The following is a 22,308-nucleotide window of genomic DNA, read 5'->3' on the forward strand; positions in this document are numbered from 1 at the left end:
AGGCAAGGGCTAGACGCCGATTATGAGCCTTTTGTGATACGGCGCAGGGTGCCGTCGTGTTTCAGCCCGCGCAGGGTGGCACCAGCGATATGTGTCAGCAGCAGTGCCATCAGCAGTTTGGTCAGCACGCTATGCGCGGCAAAGCCTGCATTTTCAAGGGCTTCCGATGTAGGCGCTATGGCGGGCAGGGTGATCTGGCCAAAGATCACCACATCAAGGCCCGTGGCAGAACTGGCGATCCAGCCCGACAGCGGAATCGCCAGCATCAGCAGGTAAAGTGCGACATGGGCGGCACGGGCGGCGCGGTTGGCCCATTGATTTGGCGGGCCAGTCGGCGCGGGCGGGGGGCTGATACGATGCCAGACCAGCCGTGCAAAGGCGAGGACGAGCGCGCAAAGCCCCAGAGTCTTGTGCAGGCCATAAAGCCAAAGCGTGGAAAGATCAGGTTGAATCCGCACCAGCACCGTGCCAAGCACCAGCAGCGCCACGATCAGCCCGGCCATCAGCCAATGCAGCAGGCGCGTCGTCAGGCCAAAAGCGGTGGGGGTGTTGCGCCACATCTGTGCAGATGCCCTATTCAGCCCGCACGATGCGCGCCAAGATATCCAGCCGCACCTGATCGCCGACCATATCCGACCAGCCGACCGCCCCGAAATCCGAGCGATTCACCGCCCCGGTCAGCCGGATTGTCAGGTGGCTGAGATCACCAGCCTCGGTGCCCTTCTGCCGCCAGATCATCGCCTGCATCACCATCGGCTTGGTGACGCCGCGAATGGTGACCTTGCCTGTGACCTCGGCACCGTCGCCCTTGGATTTGACAGAGGTGCTTACAAAACTGATCTGCGGAAAATCTTTTGAATCCAGCACTTTCGGCCCCTTCATCGCCTGCGCTGCGAACGGGAACGAGGCGTCAGCATGGGCGGCATCCAGCGTCACCGCCACGCGGCTTGCGCTGACATTCTTGAAATCCAGCGTCAGATCGGCGCGGGTGATCGGCATCTGCCCGGTGATCTTGTCACTGCCGAAATCTGTCTCAAACCCCACCACCGAAGCCTCGGGTTGCAGGCTGTAGCTTGCAGGGGCGGCCCAGACTGGGCCTGCGCAGAGGGTCAGCAGCATCAGCAGGTGGCGCATGAAAAACTCCTTATCCTGCCGCAGTGTAGCACCGAACCCCGGCAATCCGCGCACATTCGTGTGAGACTGGACTTCACTCGGGTGGGCTTGCCTGCAGGGGCTTTCCTTGTCGGGGCGCGCCGCCTAGTCTGGCCAAAACAGGAGGGTGCGATGCGGCAGGTGCGATTGGGGCAGACCGGGCTTTCTGTCTCGGCGATATGCTTGGGCACGATGACCTGGGGCAGTCAGAACTCGGAAGCCGAGGGCCACGCCCAGATGGACAGGGCGCGCGCGCAAGGCGTGAATTTCTGGGACACCGCCGAGATGTATCCGGTCAACCCAGTGCGCGCTGAAACCGTGGGGCGCACCGAAGAGATCATCGGCACCTGGCTTGCCGCACGTGGCGGGCGCGATGAGTTGGTGCTGGCCACCAAAGTCACGGGTGAAGGTCAAGATGCGGTGCGCGGTGGTGCGCCACTGACAGGGGCGGTAATGCGCGCGGCGGTCGAGGACTCGCTTCGGCGCTTGCAGACGGACTACATCGACCTTTACCAACTGCATTGGCCCAATCGCGCCGCCTATCACTTTCGCGACATTTGGCACTTTGACCCGCGCGGCGGCGACAAGTTGAGCATTGAGGCACATATGTTTGAAATACTTCAAGTATCTGCCGATTTGATCGCAGAGGGCAAGATCCGCCACATAGCACTTTCCAATGAATCAGTCTGGGGCGCCGCGCGTTGGCTTGCTTTGGCCGAAAAGCATGGTCTGCCGCGCATGATGACGGTGCAGAACGAATATTCGTTGCTGTGTCGGCAGTTTGACAGCGATTGGGCCGAGCTTTCAGCGCTGGAAGACATGCCGTTGTTGGCGTTCTCACCACTGGCGACCGGGCTTTTGACGGGCAAATACGCGGGCGATGTGATCCCTGAAGGTTCGCGCCGCGCGCTTAATCCGACGCTGTCCGGGCGGGTGACGCCGCAGGTGTTTCCGGCGGTTGCGGCCTATCTTGGCATCGCGGCTCGACACGGGTTGAACCCGGCGCAAATGGCGATTGCCTTCTGCATGACTCGTCCGCACCCCTGCATTCCGATCATCGGAGCCACCAATCTGGAGCAGCTTGAACTCGCCTTGGGTGCCGCTGATCTGGTGCTGGACGCCGAGGTTTTGGCTGAGATTGAAGCCGCCCACCGTGCGCATCCGATGCCGTATTAAGGGGCCGTGATGCGATTTGGCCTGATACTGGCGCTGGTTCTGGCGGGCTGCACTTTGGGGGGCGGCAAGGTGGCAACGCCTGCCAGCCCGTCCAATCCGATCACTGGCGACGCGATTGAGGTGACTTCGCTGGAGGCCCAAACGGCGGTAAAACCGGAAGTGGGTGGCGGGCCTGCGGAGCCGGCCAAACTGGAGCCGCCCAAGCCAGAGGCGGTGCTGCCAGACGCTGCGAACGTAGAAACTGCCAAGGCAGAGGAGACTCTGCCCGCCGTGCCACCGTCTGAGGACGCAGCTGCGGCGCCGGTGCTTTCGCCCCAAGAGCAGGCCTGCGTCAAATCGGGCGGCAGATGGTCGGTTGCGGGTAAGTCAGGCGGCATGACTTGCGTGCGGATGCTGCGGGATGCAGGCAAATCTTGCCGCAAACAAAGCGACTGCGAGGGAAGTTGCCTCGCCAGATCAAACACTTGTGCGCCGATCACCCCTTTGTTCGGATGTAATGAAATTTTGCAGAATGATGGCGCTATGGTGACCTTATGTATCGATTGATCGTGCTTTTGTTGCTGGCGGCTTGCGCCTCGGCGCCAAAAACCGTCGCGGTCGGGCGCTATCGCGCGCCGGATGCGCCGATTTATTCCAACGCGGTGATGGATCACAGCCGCTTGGTTGGGAGTTGGACGCAGGTGGCTGCTTTTGGCGGCGAGGGCTGCAAGCCGGGCGGTGCAGAGATTTCCAACGCTGCATCGGGGCTGCAAATTCGCTACCAGCTGTGCGAATCCGGGGTGAAAATGGCCGGGCAGGGGCTGATGCCGTCGCAGATTGTCGGGCGGTTTGATGTGCCGGATCAACCGGGGCCGTGGTGGATTTTGTGGGCTGATGCCGACTATCGCACCTTGGTGATTGGCACGCCGAATGGGCGGTTGGGCTTTATCCTAAACCGTGGCGGCTTCCCGCCGGACCGGCTGCGCGCAGCGAAAGATGTGCTGGAGTGGAACGGTTATGATCTGCGGCGGCTGACGGTTTACTGATCCATCGCGCGCTGCAAGCGTGCCAGATGATCGCGCACGGCGCGCGCACTGAACGGCGCTGCGCGCACCAATCCGTCGAAATGTTGCAAAATGGATTGCACCCGCGCTGGGTCGCGGAACACGATGTAATGGCGGCCCAGATAAACCGCCGCCAGATGCGGGCCGAACACCGTAACCGGGCTGGAATAAACCCGATGCGCATCAAAAAGATACATCCGCAGCGACGGATACAGCGTATCGCAAATCGCTATCAGATGATCCATCTGGGCGTGCCGGGCCGAAAGCGGCAATCCTGACCAATAGCCTAAGCCTCGGGCAAAGTTCGATATTTCGTGCATGGGCATCGCAATCTCATAATCCGATTGCGCGGTTTTCATCCAAGCCAGCTGATCCTGAAACGCCACAATAGCCTGATCTGCGGATCGGCCCAGATGATCGGCATATTCCCACGCCACCACCTCGGGCGTCTTCAGCATATCGGGCAGGCTGGCGGGGACATGGCGAATTTTATAGCCTGCGGCGGCATGGTGCCAGCCGATCATTTCCTGATCAAACAGCGCGCGCGGGGCCTCGGCAAGCGTCACTGACGCGGCAAGCAACTCGTCAATCGGTTCGGGGCGGCGCGACAGGCCCAGCAGCCAATCGCAAGACACCCCCAACGCCATCGCGCAATCGGCGGTCAATTGCGCGTTTGGTAAACGGGTTCCTGCCCCAAGAAGGGCCGAAATTGTCGAGCGATCAGCCCCGGTTTTACGCGCAAGCGCCGCCTGACTGATGCCGTTTTGCGCCATCGCCTGGGCAAGCCGCTCGCGAAACAATGGGGCGCGATCACGTTTGTCGATAAAAGAGGGCATTAGGTGATTTATATCTGCAATGGTGGGATTATGCTGCGGATGTTCTGAGTTCCGCACGCATTTGGCAAGTGCTATAAAAATCCCAACCCCCGTAAGAGGATTTCATGACCCAAAAGCGCCGATTTGAGGCCCCGACTGTGCTGATGCTGCTGGGCAGTTATGCGGTTTTGGGGATTGGGGGCTGGGTCTGGGGGATTTCAGGCATCTTGTCGGTGTTGTTGGTGGGGATTGCTGTGGCGCAATTCTCGTCGTTGCAGCACGAGGTTTTGCACGGGCATCCTTTTCGCCATCAGATCCTGAATGAGGCTTTGGTGTTTCCGGCGCTTATGCCGTGGGTTCCCTATCTGCGCTTTAAGGACACGCATTTGCAGCACCATTTCGATCCGGCGCTGACCGATCCTTACGATGATCCCGAAAGCAACTATCTGGATCCCGATGTTTGGGCCCGGACCTCATCGGTGATGCGCGGATTGCTGCGGTTTAACAACACACTTGCGGGGCGCGTTTTGATCGGGCCGGCTTTGGGCACGTTCATTTTTCTGCGGGATGAAGTTGCGTTTTTACGGCAAGGGCGGCGGCGGGTTTGGCTGGCTTGGGGGCTGCATCTGCTGGGGCTTTTGCCGGTCTTGGCTTGGCTCGCTTGGGCGGGGATGCCGGTTTGGGCCTATCTGCTGGCATGCTATTTTGGCACGGCCTTGCTGAAAATCCGCACCTTTCTGGAGCACCGCGCGCATGAGGCGTTTCGGGCACGCACCGTTGTGGTGGAGGATCGTGGGCCGCTCAGCTATCTGTTTTTGAACAATAATTTCCACGTTGTGCATCACATGCACCCGAATGTGCCGTGGTACGAATTGCCCGCACTGTATCGCAGCCGACGCGAGCATTACCTGCGGCGCAATGAGGCCTACGTCTATCGCAGCTACCCGCAGGTGATCCGGCAGTATTTCTGGCGCGCAAAAGACCCGGTGCCGCATCCGGTCTGGCCGATGCGGCGCGAGGAAAGCGCGCAGGATCAGCTTTAGCGCCAGTCTTTGCCGACAAGTGCTGCAATGCAGCAAAGAATCGCCACAGAAGTGATTCGCGCGCTTGTGTTTCTGCTGGCCTTTGTGATTCGTTTTGGCTAGTCTGAACCCCAGACCGGGACAACCCGGCGTGACCGGGGCGACCCGGTATCGGCAGAGCAGACGGCAAAACAGGCGGATTTTCCATGACTGAGATGGTCTATGGCTCGATGCCCTCGCGGGTATCGGAACCGGTGATTCCCCGCTGGTGGCGGACGATTGACAAATGGTCGCTGACGGCGGTGTTGGTGCTGTTTGCCATCGGGTTGCTGCTGGGGCTTGCGGCCTCGGTGCCGCTGGCCGAGCGCAATGGTCTGGACCCCTATTATTACGTCACCCGGCAGGCATTTTTCGGTGGCATGGCGTTGCTTGCGATCTTTGGCGTTTCGATGATGTCGCCTGCGATGGTGCGGCGGTTGGGCGTGCTGGGCTTTGCAGTGTCGTTCTTTGCGTTGATGATGTTGCCAATTTTCGGCACAGATTTCGGCAAGGGCGCAATTCGTTGGTTCAGCTTTGGCTTTGCCTCGGTGCAGCCGTCCGAGTTTCTGAAGCCCGGTTTCATGATCGTGATTGCTTGGCTGACGGCCTCGGCGCAGGACATCAACGGCCCGCCGGGTAAGTTTATCTCATTTGCGCTGACCGTGACTGTCGTGATGTTTTTGGCGTTTCAGCCGGATTTCGGCCAGGCGATGCTGGTGTTGTTTGGCTGGGGCGTGATCTATTTCGTCTCAGGCGCGCCGATGATCTTGATTGTGTCTGTGGTTGGGCTGACGGGCGTGGGGGGCTTTGCGGCCTATCATTCGTCCGAGCATTTTGCACGCCGCATTGACGGGTTTATGAACGCCGATGTCGATCCACGCAGCCAGATGGGCTATGCCACCAGCGCCATTCAAGAGGGCGGTTTCTTTGGCGTCGGCGTCGGTGAGGGGCAGGTGAAATGGACTTTGCCCGATGCCCATACCGATTTTATCATTGCGGTGGCGGCGGAAGAATACGGTCTGGTTCTGGTGCTGGTGATCATCGCGCTTTACGCAACCGTGGTGGTGCGCAGCCTGATCCGGCTGACGCGCGAGCGTGATCCGTTCACCCGGCTGGCGGGTACGGGACTGGCCTGTATTTTTGGCGTGCAAGCCATGATCAATATGGGGGTGGCGGTGCGCTTGCTGCCCGCCAAGGGGATGACCTTGCCGTTTGTGTCTTATGGCGGGTCTTCGGTGATTGCTGCAGGGATCACAGTCGGGATGCTGCTTGCAATGACGCGCTCGCGTCCGCAGGGGCAGATGTCTGATATTTTCCGGCGGGGGCGCTGATGCCATTGCTGTTGATCGCAGCGGGCGGCACTGGCGGGCATATGTTCCCCGCGCAGGCTTTGGCCGAGGCGATGATCGCCAAGGGCTGGCGGGTGAAATTATCCACTGATGCGCGTGGGGCGCGCTATGCCGGGGGCTTCCCGCAAGCGGTTGAGATCGTGCAGCTTTCCTCCGCCACGTTTGCGCGTGGTGGGGTTTTGGCCAAGCTTGCCGTGCCGTTCAAGATCGCGGGCGGTGTCTTTGGCGCTTTGTTGTCCAGCTTGCGCGATCGCCCCGATGTGGTGGTGGGTTTCGGCGGCTATCCTTCAATCCCGGCGCTGGCCTCTGCTTGGATTTTGCGCAGGCCACGGATGATCCATGAGCAAAACGGCGTGTTGGGGCGGGTGAATAGCCTGTTCGCAAGCCGGGTGGATAAGGTCGCTTGCGGCACTTGGCCGACCACTTTGCCTGCCGGGGTGACGGGGATTCATACTGGCAATCCGGTGCGGGCCTCGGTGTTAGAGCGCGCGGGTGCGGGCTATATCGCGCCGGGCGATTACCCGATGGAGCTGCTGGTGATTGGGGGCTCTCAGGGCGCGCGGATTTTGTCGCAGGTGGTGCCTGCGGCAGTGGCGGCTTTGCCCGAAAGTTTGCGGCGGCATTTGCGGGTGGCGCATCAGGCGCGGGCCGAGGATATGGGTGCTGTGATCGCGGCCTATGGCGAGGTTGGTGTGCGCGCCGAGGTCGAGCCGTTTTTCAGCGACATCCCGCGCAGGCTGTCAGAGGCGCAATTGGTGATTTCACGCTCGGGCGCGTCGTCAGTGGCGGATATCTCGGTGATCGGGCGGCCCTCGATCCTGATTCCCTTTGCCGCCGCTACGGGCGATCATCAAACCGCCAATGCGCGCGGCTTGGTTGACGCTGGGGCAGCTATTTTGATCCGCGAGGATCAGCTTGACGCTGCAACACTTTGGACGCAAATCGCCGCAGTTCTGGATGATCCACAGGCGGCCGAGCAGATGGCGCGTCGCGCGCAGGCGCAGGGGAGACCAGATGCGACGGAACGGTTGGTGGCTTTGGTCGAGGCTTTGGCCAGTTAGGGATTGAGATGAACGCGACGAAACTTCCGATGGAACTGGGGCCGATCCACTTTGTGGGCATCGGCGGCATTGGCATGTCGGGCATCGCCGAAGTGCTGATGACGCAAGGCTTTGCGGTGCAGGGCTCGGACGCGAAGGCCAGCAAGATCACTGATCGCTTGGTGGCTTTGGGCGCGGTATTCCATGAAGGCCAGCGCGCCGAGAATATCGGTGACGCCGCTGTGGTGGTGATTTCTTCTGCGATCAAAAAGGGCAATCCCGAGTTGGAAGAAGCGCGGCGTCGCGGTCTTCCTGTCGTGCGGCGCGCTGAAATGTTGGCAGAGCTGATGCGATTGCGCAGCAATATCGCCATTGCGGGCACGCATGGTAAGACCACGACGACGACGATGGTGGCGACTTTGCTGGACAAGGGCGGCTTTGATCCAACCGTGATCAATGGCGGCGTGATCCATGCTTATGGATCAAACGCGCGGGCCGGGGCGGGTGAGTGGATGGTGGTCGAGGCCGACGAGAGCGATGGCTCGTTCAACCGTCTGCCCGCAACGATTGCCATTGTGACCAATATAGACCCCGAACATATGGAGCATTGGGGCACGTTTGATGCCCTGCGCAAAGGCTTCTATGACTTTGTGTCGAACGTGCCGTTTTACGGGTTGGCAGTCTGCTGCACCGATCACCCCGAAGTGCAGGCTTTGGTCGGTCGCGTGACAGATCGCCGTGTGGTGACGTTTGGCTTTAACGCGCAGGCCGATGTGCGGGCGCTGAATCTGACCTATAGCAACGGTGTCGCGCATTTTGACGTGGCTTTGCAGGGCGAAGGACTTGATGAAAACGGGCGCGGCGTGGTGATTGAAAATTGTGTGCTGCCGATGCCGGGCGATCACAATGTCTCGAACGCTCTGTCTGCGGTGGCCGTCGCGCGGCATCTGGGTATGAAGAAGGATGAAATCCGCGAGGCCTTGGCCGGGTTCGCAGGCGTCAATCGCCGCTTCACCAAGGTGGCCGAAGTGAACGGCGTCACGATTATCGACGATTATGGCCACCATCCGGTGGAAATTGCCGCCGTTTTGAAAGCCGCGCGGCAGGCGACCAAGGGCCGGGTGATTGCAGTGCATCAGCCGCACCGCTATTCGCGGCTGTCCAATCTGTTCGAGGAATTTTGTACCTGTTTCAATGAGGCCGATGTGGTCGCCATCGCCGAAGTCTATGCGGCGGGAGAGGAACCGATTGCGGGCGCGTCGCGCGATGATCTGGTGGCGGGGCTGATCGCCCATGGCCACCGCCACGCCCGCGCGATCACCGATGAAGCTGACCTTGCGCGGTTGGTGCGTGAACAGGCACAGCCGGGTGATATGGTGGTGTGCCTTGGCGCAGGCTCGATCTCGGCTTGGGCGAATGGGCTGCCGACACGGCTGACCGGCAAAGCGGCATGAGTTTACCGCTGATCATGGGTTGTGTCTGGGTGATCGCAGCGACGATCACCGCGATGCTGCCGATGAAGCGGCAAATGGTGCCGGGGATGACGCTGATTGTGCTGGCTCCGGTGCTGTTGATCTGGATTGGCCTGGCGCATGGCTTGCTGTGGGTGGGGCTTGGACTGCTGGCGTTTTTGTCGATGTTCCGCCGCCCACTGATCTATTTTGCGCGGCGCGGGCTGGGATTGCCGGTCGAACTGCCAGTTGATTTGCAGAAATGATGTCGTTGGTGGCAGCCCTGATCTGGTTGGTGGTGGCCAATGTGACCGGGATGCTGCCCAGCAAGGATTATCATTGGCGCAATGCCTATCGGTTGATTGCGGTGGGCCTGCCGTTGCTGGTCTGGTTGATTTATGAGAACGGGCCATGGTGGGGCTTGGTGTTTGCGGTGGCGGCGGGTTCGGTGCTGCGCTGGCCGCTGCGGTATCTGTGGCGCTGGGTCAGGGCGCGGGTTGGGGCTTGAGCCTGTGCGCAATTCGCCTAAAAAGGCGGGCATGACACATCCTATCCCTCTTGATCTTCCGCCCGTGCGCGGCACTTTGACGCCAAACCGTCCGCTGGCGGATCTCACCTGGCTGCGCGTTGGCGGGCCTGCGGATTGGCTGTTTCAGCCTGCGGATGAGGCGGATTTGTGCGATTTCCTTGCCGCCCTTGATCCGGCTGTGGCGGTGTTTCCGATGGGGGTCGGCAGCAATCTGATCGTGCGCGACGGCGGTTTGCGCGCGGTGGTGATCCGGCTGGGGCGCGGGTTCAACGCAATTTCCTGCGACGGTGGCACCGTAACGGCGGGGGCGGCAGCGCTTGATGCGCATGTGGCGCGCCGGGCAGCAGAGGCGGGGCTGGATCTGACGTTTCTGCGCACCATTCCGGGCAGCATCGGCGGCGCTGTGCGGATGAACGCGGGCTGCTATGGGTCTTATGTGGCTGATCATCTGATCTCGGTGCGGTGCGTGACGCGGACGGGGGAGGTGGTCGAGTTGCCTGCAGTCGATCTCAAACTTGCCTACCGTCAAAGTCAGTTGCCCGAGGGTTGGGTGGTCGTCTCGGCCACGTTCCGCGCGCAGGCCGCTGATCCTGCAGCGCTAGAGGCGCGGATGACCGATCAGATCGCCAAGCGCGACGCCAGCCAGCCGACAAAAGACCGCTCGGCAGGGTCGACCTTCCGCAATCCGGTGGGCCATTCCAGCACCGGCCGCGCCGATGACAGCCACGAATTGAAAGCGTGGAAAGTCATCGACGATGCGGGTATGCGCGGGTTTACGCTGGGCGGTGCCCAAATGTCGCCGATGCACTCTAACTTCCTGATCAATATAGGGGGGGCGAGTGCCGCAGACCTCGAAGATTTAGGCGAGGAAGTGCGAAAAAGGGTTTTCCAACAGAGCGGTATCACGCTAGAGTGGGAAATTATGCGGGTCGGTCAACGTAACGCGTGAATAACAATATCATGGGCCGAAAAAGGTCTGGATGAGGCAGTAAATGGCGGGCGGCTTCTTAAAAGCGGCTTCCAAAGTGGCGGTTTTGATGGGTGGGCCTTCCGCAGAGCGGGAAGTGTCACTGTCGTCCGGTCGTGCTTGCGCGGCTGCGTTGCGGGAAGCGGGATATTCTGTGATCGAGGTCGATTGTGACCGCGATCTGCCCGCGCGGCTGGCTGAACTCAAACCTGATGTCTGCTTCAATGCCTTGCATGGCCGCTGGGGCGAAGATGGCTGCGTGCAGGGCATGCTTGAGTGGATGAAAATTCCCTACACCCATTCCGGTGTGCTGGCCTCGGCCCTTGCGATGGACAAGGCGCGCGCCAAGGAAGTGTTTGCTGCGGCTGGCCTGCCAGTGCTGAAATCGGTGATCGCGTCGCGCGAGGATGTCAGCCTGAGCCACATATTGCCGCCTCCCTATGTGGTGAAGCCGAACAACGAAGGCTCTTCGGTCGGGGTGTATATCGTCCGCGAGGGCAGCAATGCGCCGCGCTTGGCCGAAACCATGCCCGACCGCGTGATGGTGGAAACCTATGCGCCGGGGCGTGAGATGACCTGTGCCGTGATGGGCGACCGCGCGCTTTGCGTCACCGACATCATCACTGATGGTTGGTATGACTTTGATGCGAAATACAAAACTGGCGGATCGCGTCATGTGGTGCCTGCCGATCTGCCCACCGAGATTACCGCCGCCTGCCTTGATTACGCCCTGCGCGCGCATCAGGCTTTGGGCTGCCGTGGCGTCAGCCGCACCGATTTCCGCTGGGATGACAGCCGCGGTCTGGCTGGGCTGATCCTGCTGGAAACCAACACCCAGCCGGGAATGACCGCGACCTCGCTTGCGCCGGAACAGGCGGCGCATCTGGGTATTTCCTTTCCCGAATTCTGCGCTTGGATGGTGGAGGACGCCTCATGCAATCGCTAGGCCGCAGTCGCTCCGTCCCTGCCCAAAGCAATGGCATCCGCCGCGACCCGGCCCCGACGCGGTGGCAATACCGCATGCAGCGCTTGTGGTTGACGCCTGTGTTCCGCGTGGTCTGCCGTCTGGGCCTGCCGTTGGGCGTGGTGGCGCTGATTGCCACTGGCGTGCTTTACAGCGACGCCCGCCGCGCCGCGATTGTGCAGGGCTTTGCAAATCTGCAAACCAAGTTTGAACAGCGCCCGGAATTCCGCGTCAGCCTGCTGTCGGTCGAAGGTGCCTCGCGCGATCTGACCGATGCGGTGCGCGCCAAGCTGGCGCTGAAATTGCCGCAATCCTCGTTTGATCTGGATATGGATGCGTTGCGCGCCAAGGCCGAAAGCTTGGACGCCGTCGCCAAAGCCGAATTGCGCGTGCGGTCCGGGGGTGTGTTGCAAGTGCTTTTGACCGAGCGTGTGCCGGTTGTGGTCTGGCGTGGGGCCGATGGCCTGCAACTGCTTGATGCCGAAGGCCACCGTGTCGCGGGCCTGAGCGCGCGTGCCGACCGTGCCGATCTGCCTTTGGTGGCAGGCGAGGCCGCTGATGCAGCGATGCCCGAAGCCTTGGCGATTTTTGACACCGCCCGTCCGATCAGTGACCGCGTGCGCGGCCTGATCCGTGTGGGCGAGCGGCGCTGGGATCTGGTGTTGGACCGGGATCAGCGCATCATGCTGCCGTCTGCCAACCCGGTGGCTGCGGTTGAACGCCTGCTGGCATTGAACGCCAGCGACAAGCTGCTGGAACGCGACATTCTTTCGATAGACCTTAGAAATCAAGACCGCCCGGCAATCCGGTTGGCTCCGTTCGCAATGAACGAAGTCCGCCGTGCACAAGGGCTGGCACCGACGACGGAGAGCGGATTATGACAGACCTTTACCAATCCCAACGGGCAATGCGGCACATGCGGCGCGCAGCGATGCAGCGCGGTGTGGTGGCCATTCTGGATGTCGGAACCTCAAAAATCGCCTGTCTGGTGCTGCGTTTTGACGGCATCGACGACGACCGCGACGCCGATGGCGTGGGGCCGATGGCTGGGCAATCATCTTTCCGGGTGATTGGGGCTGCCACCACACGGTCGCGCGGCGTGCGGTTTGGCGAAATCGCGGTGATGAACGAAACCGAGCGCGCCATTCGCACCGCCGTTCAAGCGGCGCAAAAGATGGCGAATGTGCGGGTTGATCATGTGATCGCCTGTTTCTCGGGCGCAGAGCCGCGCAGCTATGGCTTGGCCGGCGAATGGGAACTGCAGGATTCCGTTGTGACTGAGCAAGACGTGGCGCGCGTGCTCGCCGCCTGCGACGTGCCGGATTTTGGCGACGGGCGCGAAGTGTTGCATGCCCAACCGGTGAATTTTGCGCTGGATCACCGATCGGGCCTTGGCGATCCGCGTGGGCAGATCGGTAACCGTCTGGCTTGCGATCTTCATATGCTGTCGGTCGATGCGTCTGTGGTGCAGAACCTGCTTTACTGCATCAAGCGCTGCGATCTGGAACTCGCCGGGATTGCGTCCTCGGCCTATGTGTCGGGAATTTCCTCGCTGGTCGAGGATGAACAGGAACTGGGGGCTGCCTGCATTGATATGGGCGGTGGTGCCACCGGCATCTCGATCTTTATGAAAAAGCATATGATCTATGCGGATTCTGTGCGGATGGGCGGCGATCATGTGTCCTCTGACATTTCCAAGGGCCTGCAAGTGCCGCTGGTGGTGGCCGAACGCATCAAGACCAAACACGGCGGCGTGCATGCAACGGGCATGGATGATCGCGACATGATCGAAATGGGCGGCGATTCGGGCGACTGGGAAAAAGACCGTCGCCAAATCTCGCGCACCGAACTGATCGGCATCATGCGCCCACGCGTCGAGGAAATTCTTGAGGAGGTCCGTTCGCGTCTGGACGCGGCAGGATTTGACAGCCTGCCCAGCCAGCAGATCGTGCTGACAGGTGGCGCAAGCCAGATACCCGGTCTGGATGGATTGGCCAGCCGCATCCTTGGCCAGCGCGTGCGGATGGGGCGCCCACTGCGTGTGCAAGGCCTGCCGCAAGCCGCAACCGGGGCTGCCTTTTCAAGCGCCGTCGGGCTTTGCCTCTTCGCAGCACATCCCCAAGACGAATGGTGGGACTTCGACATTCCGACCGAGCGTTATCCCGCCCGCTCGTTGAAACGTGCCTTCCGCTGGTTTAAGGACAACTGGTGATCCGCTAAATCCGGTAGCATTGGCGAAATACCGCTAATATCAGCATCACGGGCCCCATATTTTGTGGGGCCTGTATGTTTTTTGCGTGACCTTTTGGCTATCTGTGGATAGAATCGAGGATAATTCGGCGGACTCTGCTTCGGGACAGGCAGGGAACAGACCGATAGGCAAATTGGCGGCAGAAGCCCGCGTATAAGAACAGGCGGATAAAAATGGCATTGAATCTGATCATGGCCTCGGCGCGCGAAGAACTGAAGCCGCGCATCACGGTGTTTGGCGTCGGTGGGGCGGGCGGCAATGCCGTCAACAACATGATCGACAAGAACCTTGAGGGGGTCGAGTTCGTCGTGGCGAACACCGACGCCCAAGCGCTTCAGCAAAGCCGCGCCACCGCCAAGATCCAGATGGGCCTGAAGGTCACCGAAGGTCTGGGGGCAGGGGCGCGCCCGACCGTGGGTGCCGCCGCCGCAGAAGAGACCATCGAAGAAATCGTCGATCATCTGGCGGGCGCACATATGTGCTTCATCACCGCTGGTATGGGCGGCGGCACTGGAACTGGGGCTGCTCCGATCATCGCGCAAGCCGCGCGCGAATTGGGCGTGCTGACCGTGGGCGTTGTCACCAAGCCATTCCAGTTTGAAGGCAACAAGCGGATGAAGCAAGCCGAAGACGGCATCACCGCGCTGCAAAAAGTCGTCGATACGCTGATCATCATTCCGAACCAGAACTTGTTCCGTCTTGCCAATGAACGCACGACCTTCACCGATGCTTTCGCGATGGCGGATGACGTGCTGTATCAAGGTGTTAAGGGTGTCACTGACCTGATGGTGCGCCCGGGCCTGATCAACCTCGACTTCGCCGACGTGCGCGCGGTGATGGATGAGATGGGCAAGGCGATGATGGGCACCGGCGAAGCCACCGGCGACAACCGCGCCGTGGAAGCTGCCGAGAAAGCCATCGCCAACCCGCTGCTGGATGAAATCAGCCTGCACGGTGCCAAGGGTGTGTTGATCAACATCACCGGCGGCTATGATTTGACGCTGTTTGAACTGGACGAAGCTGCCAATATCATCCGCGAAAAGGTTGATCCTGACGCGAATATCATCGTGGGGTCTACCTTGGACACCTCGATGGAAGGCACTCTGCGGGTTTCCGTGGTCGCCACTGGTATCGACGTTGGCCAGAACCGCGCCGAAATGCCAGCCACCCGCCGCTCGATGGCGGAACCGCTGAAGCCGACCGCGCCTGCACCAGAGCCGCGTCAGGCGATTGCCCCGGCACCCGCGCCTGTGCAGCAGCCTGCTCCGGTCATGCAGCAGCAAGCTCCAGCGCAAGATCTGTTCCAGTCGCATCAGCCCAGCTTTCATGATCACGCTGAAGAGATGATGGAAGAAGAAATGCCAGCGCCCGCCTATCGCCCGGCAGCGCAGGCTCCGGTGCAACAACCGCGCGCGGCAGCCCCGGCACCGTTGTCGTTGGATGCAGATGCGGGCAGCTTTGTCGCACCGCGCCCACGTTCGGCTGGCACACCATCGCCCGAGGCTTTGGCGCGCCTGCAAGCTGCCGTGTCGAAATCGCCGTCGCAAGCTGGTGCGCCGCGTCAGCCGATGCAGCAACCGCAACAGCGGATGGCTGCCCCGGCCCCGGCGGCGAAACCGGCCGAGCGCCCGCGCTTTGGCATCGGCAACCTGATCAACCGCATGGCCGGTGGTGGTGCCGAACAAGCGCCGGAACGTCAGCAAACCGCGCGCCAGCAGCCGCCCGTCACCGCCTATGATGACGAGCAAGAATTGTCTGCAGATCAAGAGCGGATTGAAATTCCGGCCTTCTTGCGTCGTCAAGCCAACTGAGTCGGGCTGGCACAGTCTGACATATATCGGTAACAGGCCCGGATTTGTCCGGGCCTTTTGCCTTTTATATCAATGCATTATGCCGTTAATTTCCTGTTACACTCCGTTACAAACTGTGAGTTGAGATAACACCCCATCAGACTTAGGTAATCTTGCGGCCCCAACTATGGCCAAAGAGGTAACGTTCGGAGAAGTCTGTTGCAAAACACGCTCAAAACCACGGCTGTCTTTACCGGCTTCGGGTTGCACTCGGGTGCTGCCGTCACGATGAAGGTGCATCCGGCGGCGGCGGGCCACGGCATCTGGTTCAAACGCTCGGATGTTTCTGGTGATGCGATGATCCCGGCGCGTTGGGATGCGGTTGTTCCGTCAAAGCTTTGCACGTTGGTCGCCAATGCAGCGGGCGCTTCGGTCTCGACCATTGAACATGTGATGGCGGCCCTTGCAGGCTCGGCGATCCACAATGCGTTGATTGAAATTGATGGGCCGGAAGTGCCGATTTTGGACGGCTCGGCGGCGCTGTTTGTCGAAGGTTTCCTCAACGCAGGCATCGCGGCGCAAGCAGCCCCGGTGGTGGCGATCCGTATTCTGCGCCGCGTCGAAGTGCGCGACGGTGCCGCTTTTGCGCGGTTGGAGCCGTCGGATATGCTGGAAATCGACTTCAAGATTGATTTTGAGGATGCGGCCATCGGCCAGCAATCCAAGGTGCTGAACATGTCAAACGGCGCGTTTGTGCGCGAGTTGTCGGACAGCCGCACCTTTTGCCGCAACGCCGATGTGATCGCGATGCAGGCGCGCGGCTTGGCTTTGGGTGGCACGCTGGAAAATGCCGTGGTGTTTGACGGCGCAGAAGTGCTGTCGCCGGGCGGTTTGCGCCATTCTGACGAACCTGTGCGCCACAAGATGCTCGATGCCGTGGGCGATCTGGCTTTGGCCGGCGCGCCGATCCTTGGCCGCTACATTGGCGAGCGGGCAGGTCATGCGATGACGAACCGTCTGTTGCGCGCGCTTTTCGCAACGCCGGGTGCGTGGATGTTGCAAGATTGTGAAGGCCTTGCGGGCGGAAAGCTGCCCGGCGTTGGTGTTCATCGGGGTGATCTGCCTTTGCGCAGCTAAAACCATCCAAGAAAGCGCGAAAGCCGTTTTGCGCCTGCGATTTTTCTGTGCTACGAGAGGCGAAAGCGCGGTGAACATGGCCCCGACTATGGGGCCTTCGGCGCGGCAAGTGGGGTAGGCGGAAGATGGCAGGCGGACAGTCGGGCAAAGCTCTGCGGATGCTGGGTATGGTGGTGCTTGTGGCCAGCTTGGCCGCGTGCTCTGCGAAAAAGCAGAATGATACCGAGGCTTTATCGGATCTGACCGCCGAGCAGCTGTATAAGCGCGGCGAACTTGCGTTGCAAAACCGCAAGGGCAAGAACGAAGACGCTTTGGCGGATTTTCAGGCGGTTGAGCAGCTTTACCCCTATTCCGAATGGGCCAAACGCGCGCTGATCATGCAGGCGTTCACCGAACATAAGAACAAAAAATACGAAGAAGCCCGCATCGCGGCGCAGCGCTACCTTGATTTTTACCCCGGCGACGAAGATGCGGCCTATGCCTCTTACCTGCTTGCGTTGTCCTATTACGATCAGGTCGACGAAGTTGGCCGCGATCAGGGCCTGACCTATCAGGCGCTGCAGGCGCTGCGTGTGGTGATCGAGCAATATCCCGACAGCGAATATGCGCGTTCTGCGACGCTGAAATTCGACCTCGCCTTCGACCATCTTGCGGCCAAGGATATGGAGATCGGGCGCTATTACCTTAAACGCGGCAATTACACTGCGGCGATCAACCGATTCCGCTCGGTTGTCCAGGATTTCCAGACGACGACCCATACCGCCGAAGCTCTGCACCGCTTGGTCGAGGCCTACCTTGCACTAGGTCTGACCGATGAGGCGCAAACCGCCGGGGCGATTCTGGGGTATAACTACCAGTCCTCGCCGTTCTATCAGGACAGCTTCAATTTGCTGAAAAAGCAGGGTCTGGCACCAGAGGCCAAAGGCACCAGCTGGCTTTCGCAAATCTACCGCCAGACGATCAAAGGCGAATGGCTGTGATCCCGCAGCGCTGCGGCGCTGCGGCTGGCATAGGGCAAAGCGATGCTGCGCACACTTGATATCCGCGATGTGCTGATCATTGATCGGCTTACCTTGGAATTTGCTCCGGGCCTGAACGTGCTGACCGGGGAAACCGGGGCGGGCAAGTCGATTTTGCTCGATGCCTTGGGCTTTGTGTTGGGCTGGCGCGGTCGGGCTGAATTGGTCAGGGCAGGGGCTGCGCAGGGCGAAGTGGTGGCCGAATTTGATCTGCCGCCCGGCCATGCCGCCCGCGCCGTGCTGCTTGAGGCGGGCTTTGACGACCCCGAGGAATTGATCCTGCGCCGCGTCAACACCGCTGATGGCCGCAAGACCGCCTATATCAACGATCGACGCGTCTCGACCGAAGTTCTGCGCGATTTGTCCGATACGCTGGTGGAACTTCACGGCCAGCACGACGACCGTGGCCTGTTGAACCCGCGCGGTCATCGCAATCTGCTGGATGCCTTCGCCGGGCTTGACCTGACAGCGGTGCGCAGCGCCTGGCGCGGTCAGGCGCAGGCGCGCGAGGCTTTGACCACCGCCCGCACCGCATTGACGCGGGCGCAGGTTGAGGAAGACTTCCTGCGCCATGCCGTTGCCGAGTTGGACAAGCTGAACCCCGAACCCGGCGAGGAAGCCAGTCTGGACACCCGCCGCCGCGCCATGCAGGCGGCCGAGCGGATCCGCTCGGATGTCCAGCGTGCCCATGCAGCCTTGGGAGAGGGCGCCGAGAACGCCATCAGTGACGCGATGCGCTGGCTGGGGGGCGCCGCTGACAAGGCCGAGGGGCGGCTGGATGGCGCACTTGCTGCCTTGGGCCGGGTGTTGGTTGAATTGGGCGAAGCGCAAGACGGCATCGAAGACTGCCTGCGCGGCCTTGATTTCCGCCCCGGTGATCTGGAACAGCTGGAAGAACGCCTGTTCGCCATCCGGGCCATGGCGCGCAAGCACAGCGTGCTGGCCGACGATCTCGGCAGTTTCGCCGAAAACGCCCGCGCACGCCTTGCCGCGATTGATGGCGGTGCGGCTGGGCTTACCAAGCTGGAAAAAGCGCAGGCCGAGGCAGAACTTGCCTATCAACGTGAGGCGATGGCTTTGTCGAAAGCCCGCAAAGCTGCAGCAATTCGGCTAGACCGGGCCATGGCCGCCGAACTCGCGCCGCTCAAGATGGAACGCGCGGTGTTCACCACCGCAGTCTCAAACGGCGATCCGGGGCCGGATGGGCTGGATGCGGTGCAATTCACCGTCGCCACCAACCCGGGCGCGCCCGCGGGTGCGTTGAACAAGATCGCCTCAGGCGGCGAGTTGTCGCGGTTTTTGCTGGCGCTGAAGGTTTGTCTGACTGCCAACACCCCCGGCCTTACGATGATCTTCGATGAGATTGACCGCGGTGTGGGCGGCGCTACCGCCGATGCAGTGGGGCGGCGGCTGAAGGCATTGGCCAGCACAGCGCAAGTGCTGGTCGTGACCCATAGCCCGCAGGTGGCAGCCTTGGGTGGCCATCATTGGCGTGTGGAAAAACGTGTCACAAAGGGCCAGACCCTGTCGACCGTGGTGCCGCTGGCCCCTGATGCGCGTATAGAGGAAATTGCGCGGATGCTGGCTGGTGACCGCGTGACCGAGGCCGCCCGAGACGCCGCACGCGCGTTGTTGGATTAGAACATCATCGCGCGTGGCCGCAATTCGCGCGAATTGCGTGTCGGATTTCTGCGCAGAAATCGCTCTAGCCTGCCGCTTGCGCCATCACCACAGCCAGATCGCCATAGCCGGTAAACCGCCGCTCATAGGCCAGACCCAGACGCCGGGCGCAATCCTCGGCCTTGGCATCCAAGGCGGTATCATTGGTTTGCGCCTGATACACCAACTTGGTGTAATTGCCGAAATACATGTCGCGCAACTGCGGATGCCGGTCCAACCCCATCGGGCGCCAGACAAAAGCATCGAACTGCCGCACCAGAAAATCAGTGAGGTAAAAGGCGGTGAACTCGTCAGGGTGGGCGGCGAAAGCGGCGTTGCCTTCAAAAAACGAATAACAATGCGGGCCTTCGATCATCTCAACGCCCAGTTCTTTGCACTTTTCCAACAACTGCCCGCCAGTGCCGCAATCGGCATACAAAACGAAGATGCTGTCATACTCGGCCCGGTGGGCAGCCACTGCTTTGGCCACAGCTTCGGTGATCCGGTCAGGATAAAGATGCAGATTGGCGGGTAGGCATTGCAGATCCAGATGCTGCCATTGGTTTGCCCGCTTCAGCGCCAGCACCTCATGCGCCAGCGCCCCGCAGGCAATCAGCAGCACCCGTCCCTGATGTGAAGGGGCCAAGCCTTCAGTTGTCAGCACATCGTCGTCGATCAGTGCCATTTCAGCGTGCGCACGAACAAAGCAAAGCACAAAGCCAGCAGGCCAAGCCAGACGAATGACAGACCAGCGGCATGCACCACTGCGACAGAGGCTCCGGCAGCAAGCACGACCCCGATGATCAGGCTTAGGAAGGTTGGCAGCGGCATGGCATGCTCCTTTTATCTTCCCTCAAGGTGGCAATTAAAAAGCCCCGGGGCAAGACCCCGAGGCTTTCACATTAGCATTAGGCCAGTTCTAGCCGCTCATTTGGCAGTGTTAGGCGTTCAGCTGGTTGTGCTTGCGCAACACCAAAGCTTTCGCGGTTTCCACAGCCACAGCCGCGTCGCGGCAATAGGCATCCGCGCCAATGGCCTTGCCGAATTCTTCGTTCAACGGCGCACCGCCGACCAGAACGATATAGTCCTCGCGCATGCCCTTTTCCTTCATCGTGTCGATCACGACTTTCATATAGGGCATCGTGGTGGTCAGCAGCGCTGACATGCCAAGGATATCGGGCTTTTCCTGCTCCAGCGCTTCCAGATACTTCTCAACCGAGTTGTTGATGCCCAGATCGCGCACTTCAAAGCCTGCGCCTTCCATCATCATGCCGACAAGGTTCTTGCCGATGTCATGTATGTCGCCCTTGACGGTGCCAATCACCATCTTGCCCATGCGCGGTGCGCCGGTGGCGATCAGCAGCGGTTTGAGGATGAACATGCCACCCTTCATCGCATTGGCGGCCAGCAGCACTTCTGGCACGAACAAGATGCCGTCGCGGAAGTCTGCGCCCACGATGGTCATGCCCGCAACAAGCGCCTTGGTCAGCACGTCGTAGGGTGCCCAACCGCGCTCGATCAGGATGTTGACGCCATCCTCGATCTCTTCCTTCAGGCCATCATAGAGATCGTCGTGCATTTGCAGCACAAGTTCATCGTCGGAAAGATCAGCAAGGATGATTTCGTCTTCGGCCATCTGGGAACTCCTTGGGCGGTTGTTTGTGTGATGCTGCCAAAGTGAGCACGACACTATACGAATAGCGACATACGCCAACAGAAAGCCGACTTAAAGCGACGGCTGGCACGAAAATGCTTGGATATGTTCTCTATATGTTCTAGTTTTGCGCGATGGAGAAACCGATCAGCACAATCATGCCGGGGGTGCGGCCTCGCGGGCGCGGTGCCTTGGGCAATGCGGTGGGGCGGTTTGAAGGCAACGCGCGCGAGGCGTTCGAGGATGGCTGGCAGCCGCACGAGGACCGGGTGTTGCGCACCGAAGTTCGTCTGGAAGTGCCGCGTTCTGCAATCAGCTACAGCACGTCGCCCGACCTGCCGTTTGACCGCTCGATCAACCCGTATCGCGGCTGCGAACATGGCTGCATCTATTGCTTTGCCCGCCCCAGCCATGCGTTTCTCAATATGTCGCCGGGGTTGGATTTTGAAACCAAACTGATCGCGCGACCTGGCATCGGCGCGGTGCTGGAGCGCGAGTTGCGGGCGAAATCCTACAAGGTGGCGGTGATGGCCCTCGGCACCAACACCGACCCCTACCAACCGATAGAGGCCGAATATGGCGTGATGCGTGAGGTGCTGGACGTATTGCGCGCCTTCAACCATCCGGTGGCGATCACCACCAAAGGCACGTTGATCGAGCGTGACATTGATCTTCTGGCCGATATGGCTGCGCAGGGCCTGTGTCGCGTCGGCATTTCGGTGACAACTCTGGACGCCGATCTGTCGCGCAAGATGGAACCGCGCGCCGCCAGCCCCAAGCGACGTTTGCAGGTGATCCGGCGGCTGGCTGATGCGGGTATTCCGGTGCGGGCAATGATCTCGCCGATGATCCCCGGCCTGACCGACCACGAATTAGAGCCGATCATGGCCGCAGCCCGCGACGCCGGGGCAACGGCGGCCAGCTACATCGCTTTGCGGCTGCCACGCGAGGTGTCGCAGCTGTTTCAGGATTGGCTGGCCGAACATGTGCCGGGGCAGGCGGCCAAGGTGATGGGCCGGGTGCGGCAGCTGCATGGGGGTATGGACTACGATCCCGCTTTCGGAAAACGCATGCGCGGCGACGGGCCTTGGGCCGATCTGATGGCGCGGCGGTTTCGCGTGGCAGTGGATCGGTTGGGGCTGGCGGTGAAATTGCCGCCGATGCGCTGTGATCTGTTTGCGCCACCTGCGCGGGCGGGCGATCAGATGACGTTGTTCTGAACCGGAACACGCACCCGATTTCCGACGCGGA

Annotated in this window: 24 protein-coding genes; 18 read left to right on the top strand and 6 right to left on the bottom strand. The window is 60.8% G+C overall.

Going from position 1 to position 22,308, the window contains the following annotated elements:
- Window positions 1–20: 20 nt before the first annotated feature.
- Together QQJ98_RS16530 and QQJ98_RS16535 are read right to left on the bottom strand one after the other, a co-directional pair.
- Window positions 21–560, bottom strand: coding sequence for a cytochrome b (locus tag QQJ98_RS16530; protein ID WP_284326466.1), 540 nt, complete (start codon window positions 558–560; stop codon window positions 21–23).
- 13 nt (window positions 561–573) lie between these two features.
- The gene (locus tag QQJ98_RS16535; RefSeq protein WP_284326467.1) at window positions 574–1,134 is read right to left on the bottom strand and encodes a YceI family protein; all 561 of its coding nucleotides are present in this window, start codon (window positions 1,132–1,134) and stop codon (window positions 574–576) included.
- Window positions 1,135–1,284: 150 nt separating this feature from the next.
- Between QQJ98_RS16535 and QQJ98_RS16540 the strand changes: the two genes are divergently transcribed.
- The 3 genes from QQJ98_RS16540 to QQJ98_RS16550 are packed head-to-tail and all read left to right on the top strand — an operon-like array spanning window position 1,285 to window position 3,353.
- On the top strand, window positions 1,285–2,328 hold the full coding sequence (locus QQJ98_RS16540; protein ID WP_284326468.1) for an aldo/keto reductase: 1,044 nt from the start codon (window positions 1,285–1,287) through the stop codon (window positions 2,326–2,328).
- Between the two features lie 9 nt (window positions 2,329–2,337).
- Complete coding sequence (locus QQJ98_RS16545; protein ID WP_284326469.1) at window positions 2,338–2,874, top strand: hypothetical protein; 537 nt, start codon at window positions 2,338–2,340, stop codon at window positions 2,872–2,874.
- Window positions 2,862–3,353 (top strand): lipocalin family protein, encoded by a 492-nt coding sequence (locus QQJ98_RS16550; RefSeq protein ID WP_284326470.1) that lies wholly within the window; start codon window positions 2,862–2,864, stop codon window positions 3,351–3,353. The genes QQJ98_RS16545 and QQJ98_RS16550 overlap by 13 nt, the downstream gene beginning before the upstream one ends.
- Here the strand turns inward: QQJ98_RS16550 and QQJ98_RS16555 are convergent.
- Window positions 3,347–4,207, bottom strand: a complete 861-nt coding sequence (locus QQJ98_RS16555; RefSeq protein ID WP_284326471.1) for a helix-turn-helix domain-containing protein — start codon at window positions 4,205–4,207, stop codon at window positions 3,347–3,349. The two genes, QQJ98_RS16550 and QQJ98_RS16555, sit on opposite strands and share 7 nt — an antisense overlap.
- Before the next feature lie 104 nt (window positions 4,208–4,311).
- Between QQJ98_RS16555 and QQJ98_RS16560 the strand changes: the two genes are divergently transcribed.
- The 14 genes from QQJ98_RS16560 (at window position 4,312) to recN (ending at window position 19,385) form a co-directional block, all read left to right on the top strand.
- Complete coding sequence (locus QQJ98_RS16560; RefSeq protein WP_284326472.1) at window positions 4,312–5,229, top strand: fatty acid desaturase; 918 nt, start codon at window positions 4,312–4,314, stop codon at window positions 5,227–5,229.
- Window positions 5,230–5,414: 185 nt separating this feature from the next.
- Window positions 5,415–6,578 carry a peptidoglycan glycosyltransferase FtsW gene (locus tag QQJ98_RS16565; RefSeq protein WP_284326473.1) on the top strand — a complete coding sequence of 388 codons (1,164 nt, stop codon included), beginning with the start codon at window positions 5,415–5,417 and terminating at the stop codon, window positions 6,576–6,578.
- Window positions 6,578–7,657: a UDP-N-acetylglucosamine--N-acetylmuramyl-(pentapeptide) pyrophosphoryl-undecaprenol N-acetylglucosamine transferase gene (locus QQJ98_RS16570; RefSeq protein WP_284326474.1), complete on the top strand. Its 1,080-nt coding sequence runs from the start codon at window positions 6,578–6,580 to the stop codon at window positions 7,655–7,657. The genes QQJ98_RS16565 and QQJ98_RS16570 overlap by 1 nt, the downstream gene beginning before the upstream one ends.
- 8 nt (window positions 7,658–7,665) lie before the next feature.
- A complete protein-coding gene (gene murC / locus QQJ98_RS16575; RefSeq protein WP_284326475.1) occupies window positions 7,666–9,090 on the top strand; it encodes a UDP-N-acetylmuramate--L-alanine ligase in 1,425 nt (474 codons plus the stop codon).
- Window positions 9,087–9,353, top strand: a complete 267-nt coding sequence (locus QQJ98_RS16580) for a DUF2484 family protein (RefSeq protein ID WP_284326476.1) — start codon at window positions 9,087–9,089, stop codon at window positions 9,351–9,353. The genes murC and QQJ98_RS16580 overlap by 4 nt, the downstream gene beginning before the upstream one ends.
- Window positions 9,353–9,595, top strand: a complete 243-nt coding sequence (locus QQJ98_RS16585) for a DUF2484 family protein (protein WP_284326477.1) — start codon at window positions 9,353–9,355, stop codon at window positions 9,593–9,595. The genes QQJ98_RS16580 and QQJ98_RS16585 overlap by 1 nt, the downstream gene beginning before the upstream one ends.
- A gap of 31 nt (window positions 9,596–9,626) precedes the next feature.
- Complete coding sequence (gene murB / locus QQJ98_RS16590) at window positions 9,627–10,565, top strand: UDP-N-acetylmuramate dehydrogenase (protein ID WP_284326478.1); 939 nt, start codon at window positions 9,627–9,629, stop codon at window positions 10,563–10,565.
- A gap of 43 nt (window positions 10,566–10,608) precedes the next feature.
- The gene (locus QQJ98_RS16595) at window positions 10,609–11,529 is read left to right on the top strand and encodes a D-alanine--D-alanine ligase (protein ID WP_284326479.1); all 921 of its coding nucleotides are present in this window, start codon (window positions 10,609–10,611) and stop codon (window positions 11,527–11,529) included.
- Window positions 11,517–12,428 carry a cell division protein FtsQ/DivIB gene (locus tag QQJ98_RS16600; protein WP_284326480.1) on the top strand — a complete coding sequence of 304 codons (912 nt, stop codon included), beginning with the start codon at window positions 11,517–11,519 and terminating at the stop codon, window positions 12,426–12,428. Before QQJ98_RS16595 ends, QQJ98_RS16600 begins: the two co-directional genes overlap by 13 nt.
- Window positions 12,425–13,759 carry a cell division protein FtsA gene (ftsA, locus tag QQJ98_RS16605; RefSeq protein WP_284326481.1) on the top strand — a complete coding sequence of 445 codons (1,335 nt, stop codon included), beginning with the start codon at window positions 12,425–12,427 and terminating at the stop codon, window positions 13,757–13,759. The genes QQJ98_RS16600 and ftsA overlap by 4 nt, the downstream gene beginning before the upstream one ends.
- A 212-nt stretch (window positions 13,760–13,971) precedes the next feature.
- The gene (gene ftsZ, locus QQJ98_RS16610; protein WP_284326482.1) at window positions 13,972–15,609 is read left to right on the top strand and encodes a cell division protein FtsZ; all 1,638 of its coding nucleotides are present in this window, start codon (window positions 13,972–13,974) and stop codon (window positions 15,607–15,609) included.
- A 198-nt stretch (window positions 15,610–15,807) separates the two neighbouring features.
- Window positions 15,808–16,725: a UDP-3-O-acyl-N-acetylglucosamine deacetylase gene (gene lpxC, locus QQJ98_RS16615; protein ID WP_284326483.1), complete on the top strand. Its 918-nt coding sequence runs from the start codon at window positions 15,808–15,810 to the stop codon at window positions 16,723–16,725.
- Between the two features lie 125 nt (window positions 16,726–16,850).
- Window positions 16,851–17,705 (top strand): outer membrane protein assembly factor BamD, encoded by an 855-nt coding sequence (locus QQJ98_RS16620; protein ID WP_284326484.1) that lies wholly within the window; start codon window positions 16,851–16,853, stop codon window positions 17,703–17,705.
- 42 nt (window positions 17,706–17,747) lie between these two features.
- Entirely contained in the window at window positions 17,748–19,385 is a 1,638-nt protein-coding gene (gene recN / locus QQJ98_RS16625; protein ID WP_284326485.1) for a DNA repair protein RecN, read from the top strand.
- Between the two features lie 64 nt (window positions 19,386–19,449).
- Here the strand turns inward: recN and QQJ98_RS16630 are convergent, their stop codons facing one another.
- The 3 genes from QQJ98_RS16630 to QQJ98_RS16640 all read right to left on the bottom strand — a co-directional run bounded on the left by QQJ98_RS16630 (window position 19,450) and on the right by QQJ98_RS16640 (window position 21,039).
- Window positions 19,450–20,088 carry a DUF1638 domain-containing protein gene (locus QQJ98_RS16630; RefSeq protein WP_284326486.1) on the bottom strand — a complete coding sequence of 213 codons (639 nt, stop codon included), beginning with the start codon at window positions 20,086–20,088 and terminating at the stop codon, window positions 19,450–19,452.
- A complete protein-coding gene (locus tag QQJ98_RS16635) occupies window positions 20,079–20,234 on the bottom strand; it encodes a hypothetical protein (protein ID WP_284326487.1) in 156 nt (51 codons plus the stop codon). Before QQJ98_RS16635 ends, QQJ98_RS16630 begins: the two co-directional genes overlap by 10 nt.
- 109 nt (window positions 20,235–20,343) lie before the next feature.
- On the bottom strand, window positions 20,344–21,039 hold the full coding sequence (locus tag QQJ98_RS16640) for a corrinoid protein (protein ID WP_284326488.1): 696 nt from the start codon (window positions 21,037–21,039) through the stop codon (window positions 20,344–20,346).
- 152 nt (window positions 21,040–21,191) lie between these two features.
- On the opposite strand from QQJ98_RS16640, the gene QQJ98_RS16645 reads away from it, so the two are divergent.
- Window positions 21,192–22,277, top strand: a complete 1,086-nt coding sequence (locus tag QQJ98_RS16645; protein WP_284326489.1) for a PA0069 family radical SAM protein — start codon at window positions 21,192–21,194, stop codon at window positions 22,275–22,277.
- The last annotated feature ends 31 nt before the right edge of the window (window positions 22,278–22,308 follow it).

Origin of the sequence: Cypionkella aquatica, assembly GCF_030161095.1 — a bacterium.
GTDB lineage: Bacteria > Pseudomonadota > Alphaproteobacteria > Rhodobacterales > Rhodobacteraceae > Cypionkella > Cypionkella aquatica.

What these genes read in the sequence shown, in the direction of transcription:
- QQJ98_RS16580 (WP_284326476.1), top strand. Translation starts at nt 9,087, where the DNA reads ATGAGTTTACCGCTGATCATGGGTTGTGTCTGGGTGATCGCAGCGACG.
- QQJ98_RS16600 (WP_284326480.1), top strand. Translation starts at nt 11,517, where the DNA reads ATGCAATCGCTAGGCCGCAGTCGCTCCGTCCCTGCCCAAAGCAATGGC.
- QQJ98_RS16595 (WP_284326479.1), top strand. Translation starts at nt 10,609, where the DNA reads ATGGCGGGCGGCTTCTTAAAAGCGGCTTCCAAAGTGGCGGTTTTGATG.
- QQJ98_RS16540 (WP_284326468.1), top strand. Translation starts at nt 1,285, where the DNA reads ATGCGGCAGGTGCGATTGGGGCAGACCGGGCTTTCTGTCTCGGCGATA.
- murC (WP_284326475.1), top strand. Translation starts at nt 7,666, where the DNA reads ATGAACGCGACGAAACTTCCGATGGAACTGGGGCCGATCCACTTTGTG.
- QQJ98_RS16550 (WP_284326470.1), top strand. Translation starts at nt 2,862, where the DNA reads ATGTATCGATTGATCGTGCTTTTGTTGCTGGCGGCTTGCGCCTCGGCG.
- QQJ98_RS16535 (WP_284326467.1), bottom strand. Translation starts at nt 1,134, where the DNA reads ATGCGCCACCTGCTGATGCTGCTGACCCTCTGCGCAGGCCCAGTCTGG.
- QQJ98_RS16560 (WP_284326472.1), top strand. Translation starts at nt 4,312, where the DNA reads ATGACCCAAAAGCGCCGATTTGAGGCCCCGACTGTGCTGATGCTGCTG.
- recN (WP_284326485.1), top strand. Translation starts at nt 17,748, where the DNA reads ATGCTGCGCACACTTGATATCCGCGATGTGCTGATCATTGATCGGCTT.
- QQJ98_RS16585 (WP_284326477.1), top strand. Translation starts at nt 9,353, where the DNA reads ATGTCGTTGGTGGCAGCCCTGATCTGGTTGGTGGTGGCCAATGTGACC.
- murB (WP_284326478.1), top strand. Translation starts at nt 9,627, where the DNA reads ATGACACATCCTATCCCTCTTGATCTTCCGCCCGTGCGCGGCACTTTG.
- QQJ98_RS16645 (WP_284326489.1), top strand. Translation starts at nt 21,192, where the DNA reads ATGGAGAAACCGATCAGCACAATCATGCCGGGGGTGCGGCCTCGCGGG.
- QQJ98_RS16530 (WP_284326466.1), bottom strand. Translation starts at nt 560, where the DNA reads ATGTGGCGCAACACCCCCACCGCTTTTGGCCTGACGACGCGCCTGCTG.
- QQJ98_RS16640 (WP_284326488.1), bottom strand. Translation starts at nt 21,039, where the DNA reads ATGGCCGAAGACGAAATCATCCTTGCTGATCTTTCCGACGATGAACTT.
- ftsZ (WP_284326482.1), top strand. Translation starts at nt 13,972, where the DNA reads ATGGCATTGAATCTGATCATGGCCTCGGCGCGCGAAGAACTGAAGCCG.
- QQJ98_RS16555 (WP_284326471.1), bottom strand. Translation starts at nt 4,207, where the DNA reads ATGCCCTCTTTTATCGACAAACGTGATCGCGCCCCATTGTTTCGCGAG.
- QQJ98_RS16545 (WP_284326469.1), top strand. Translation starts at nt 2,338, where the DNA reads ATGCGATTTGGCCTGATACTGGCGCTGGTTCTGGCGGGCTGCACTTTG.
- QQJ98_RS16635 (WP_284326487.1), bottom strand. Translation starts at nt 20,234, where the DNA reads ATGCCGCTGCCAACCTTCCTAAGCCTGATCATCGGGGTCGTGCTTGCT.
- QQJ98_RS16620 (WP_284326484.1), top strand. Translation starts at nt 16,851, where the DNA reads ATGGCAGGCGGACAGTCGGGCAAAGCTCTGCGGATGCTGGGTATGGTG.
- QQJ98_RS16630 (WP_284326486.1), bottom strand. Translation starts at nt 20,088, where the DNA reads ATGGCACTGATCGACGACGATGTGCTGACAACTGAAGGCTTGGCCCCT.
- QQJ98_RS16570 (WP_284326474.1), top strand. Translation starts at nt 6,578, where the DNA reads ATGCCATTGCTGTTGATCGCAGCGGGCGGCACTGGCGGGCATATGTTC.
- QQJ98_RS16565 (WP_284326473.1), top strand. Translation starts at nt 5,415, where the DNA reads ATGACTGAGATGGTCTATGGCTCGATGCCCTCGCGGGTATCGGAACCG.
- ftsA (WP_284326481.1), top strand. Translation starts at nt 12,425, where the DNA reads ATGACAGACCTTTACCAATCCCAACGGGCAATGCGGCACATGCGGCGC.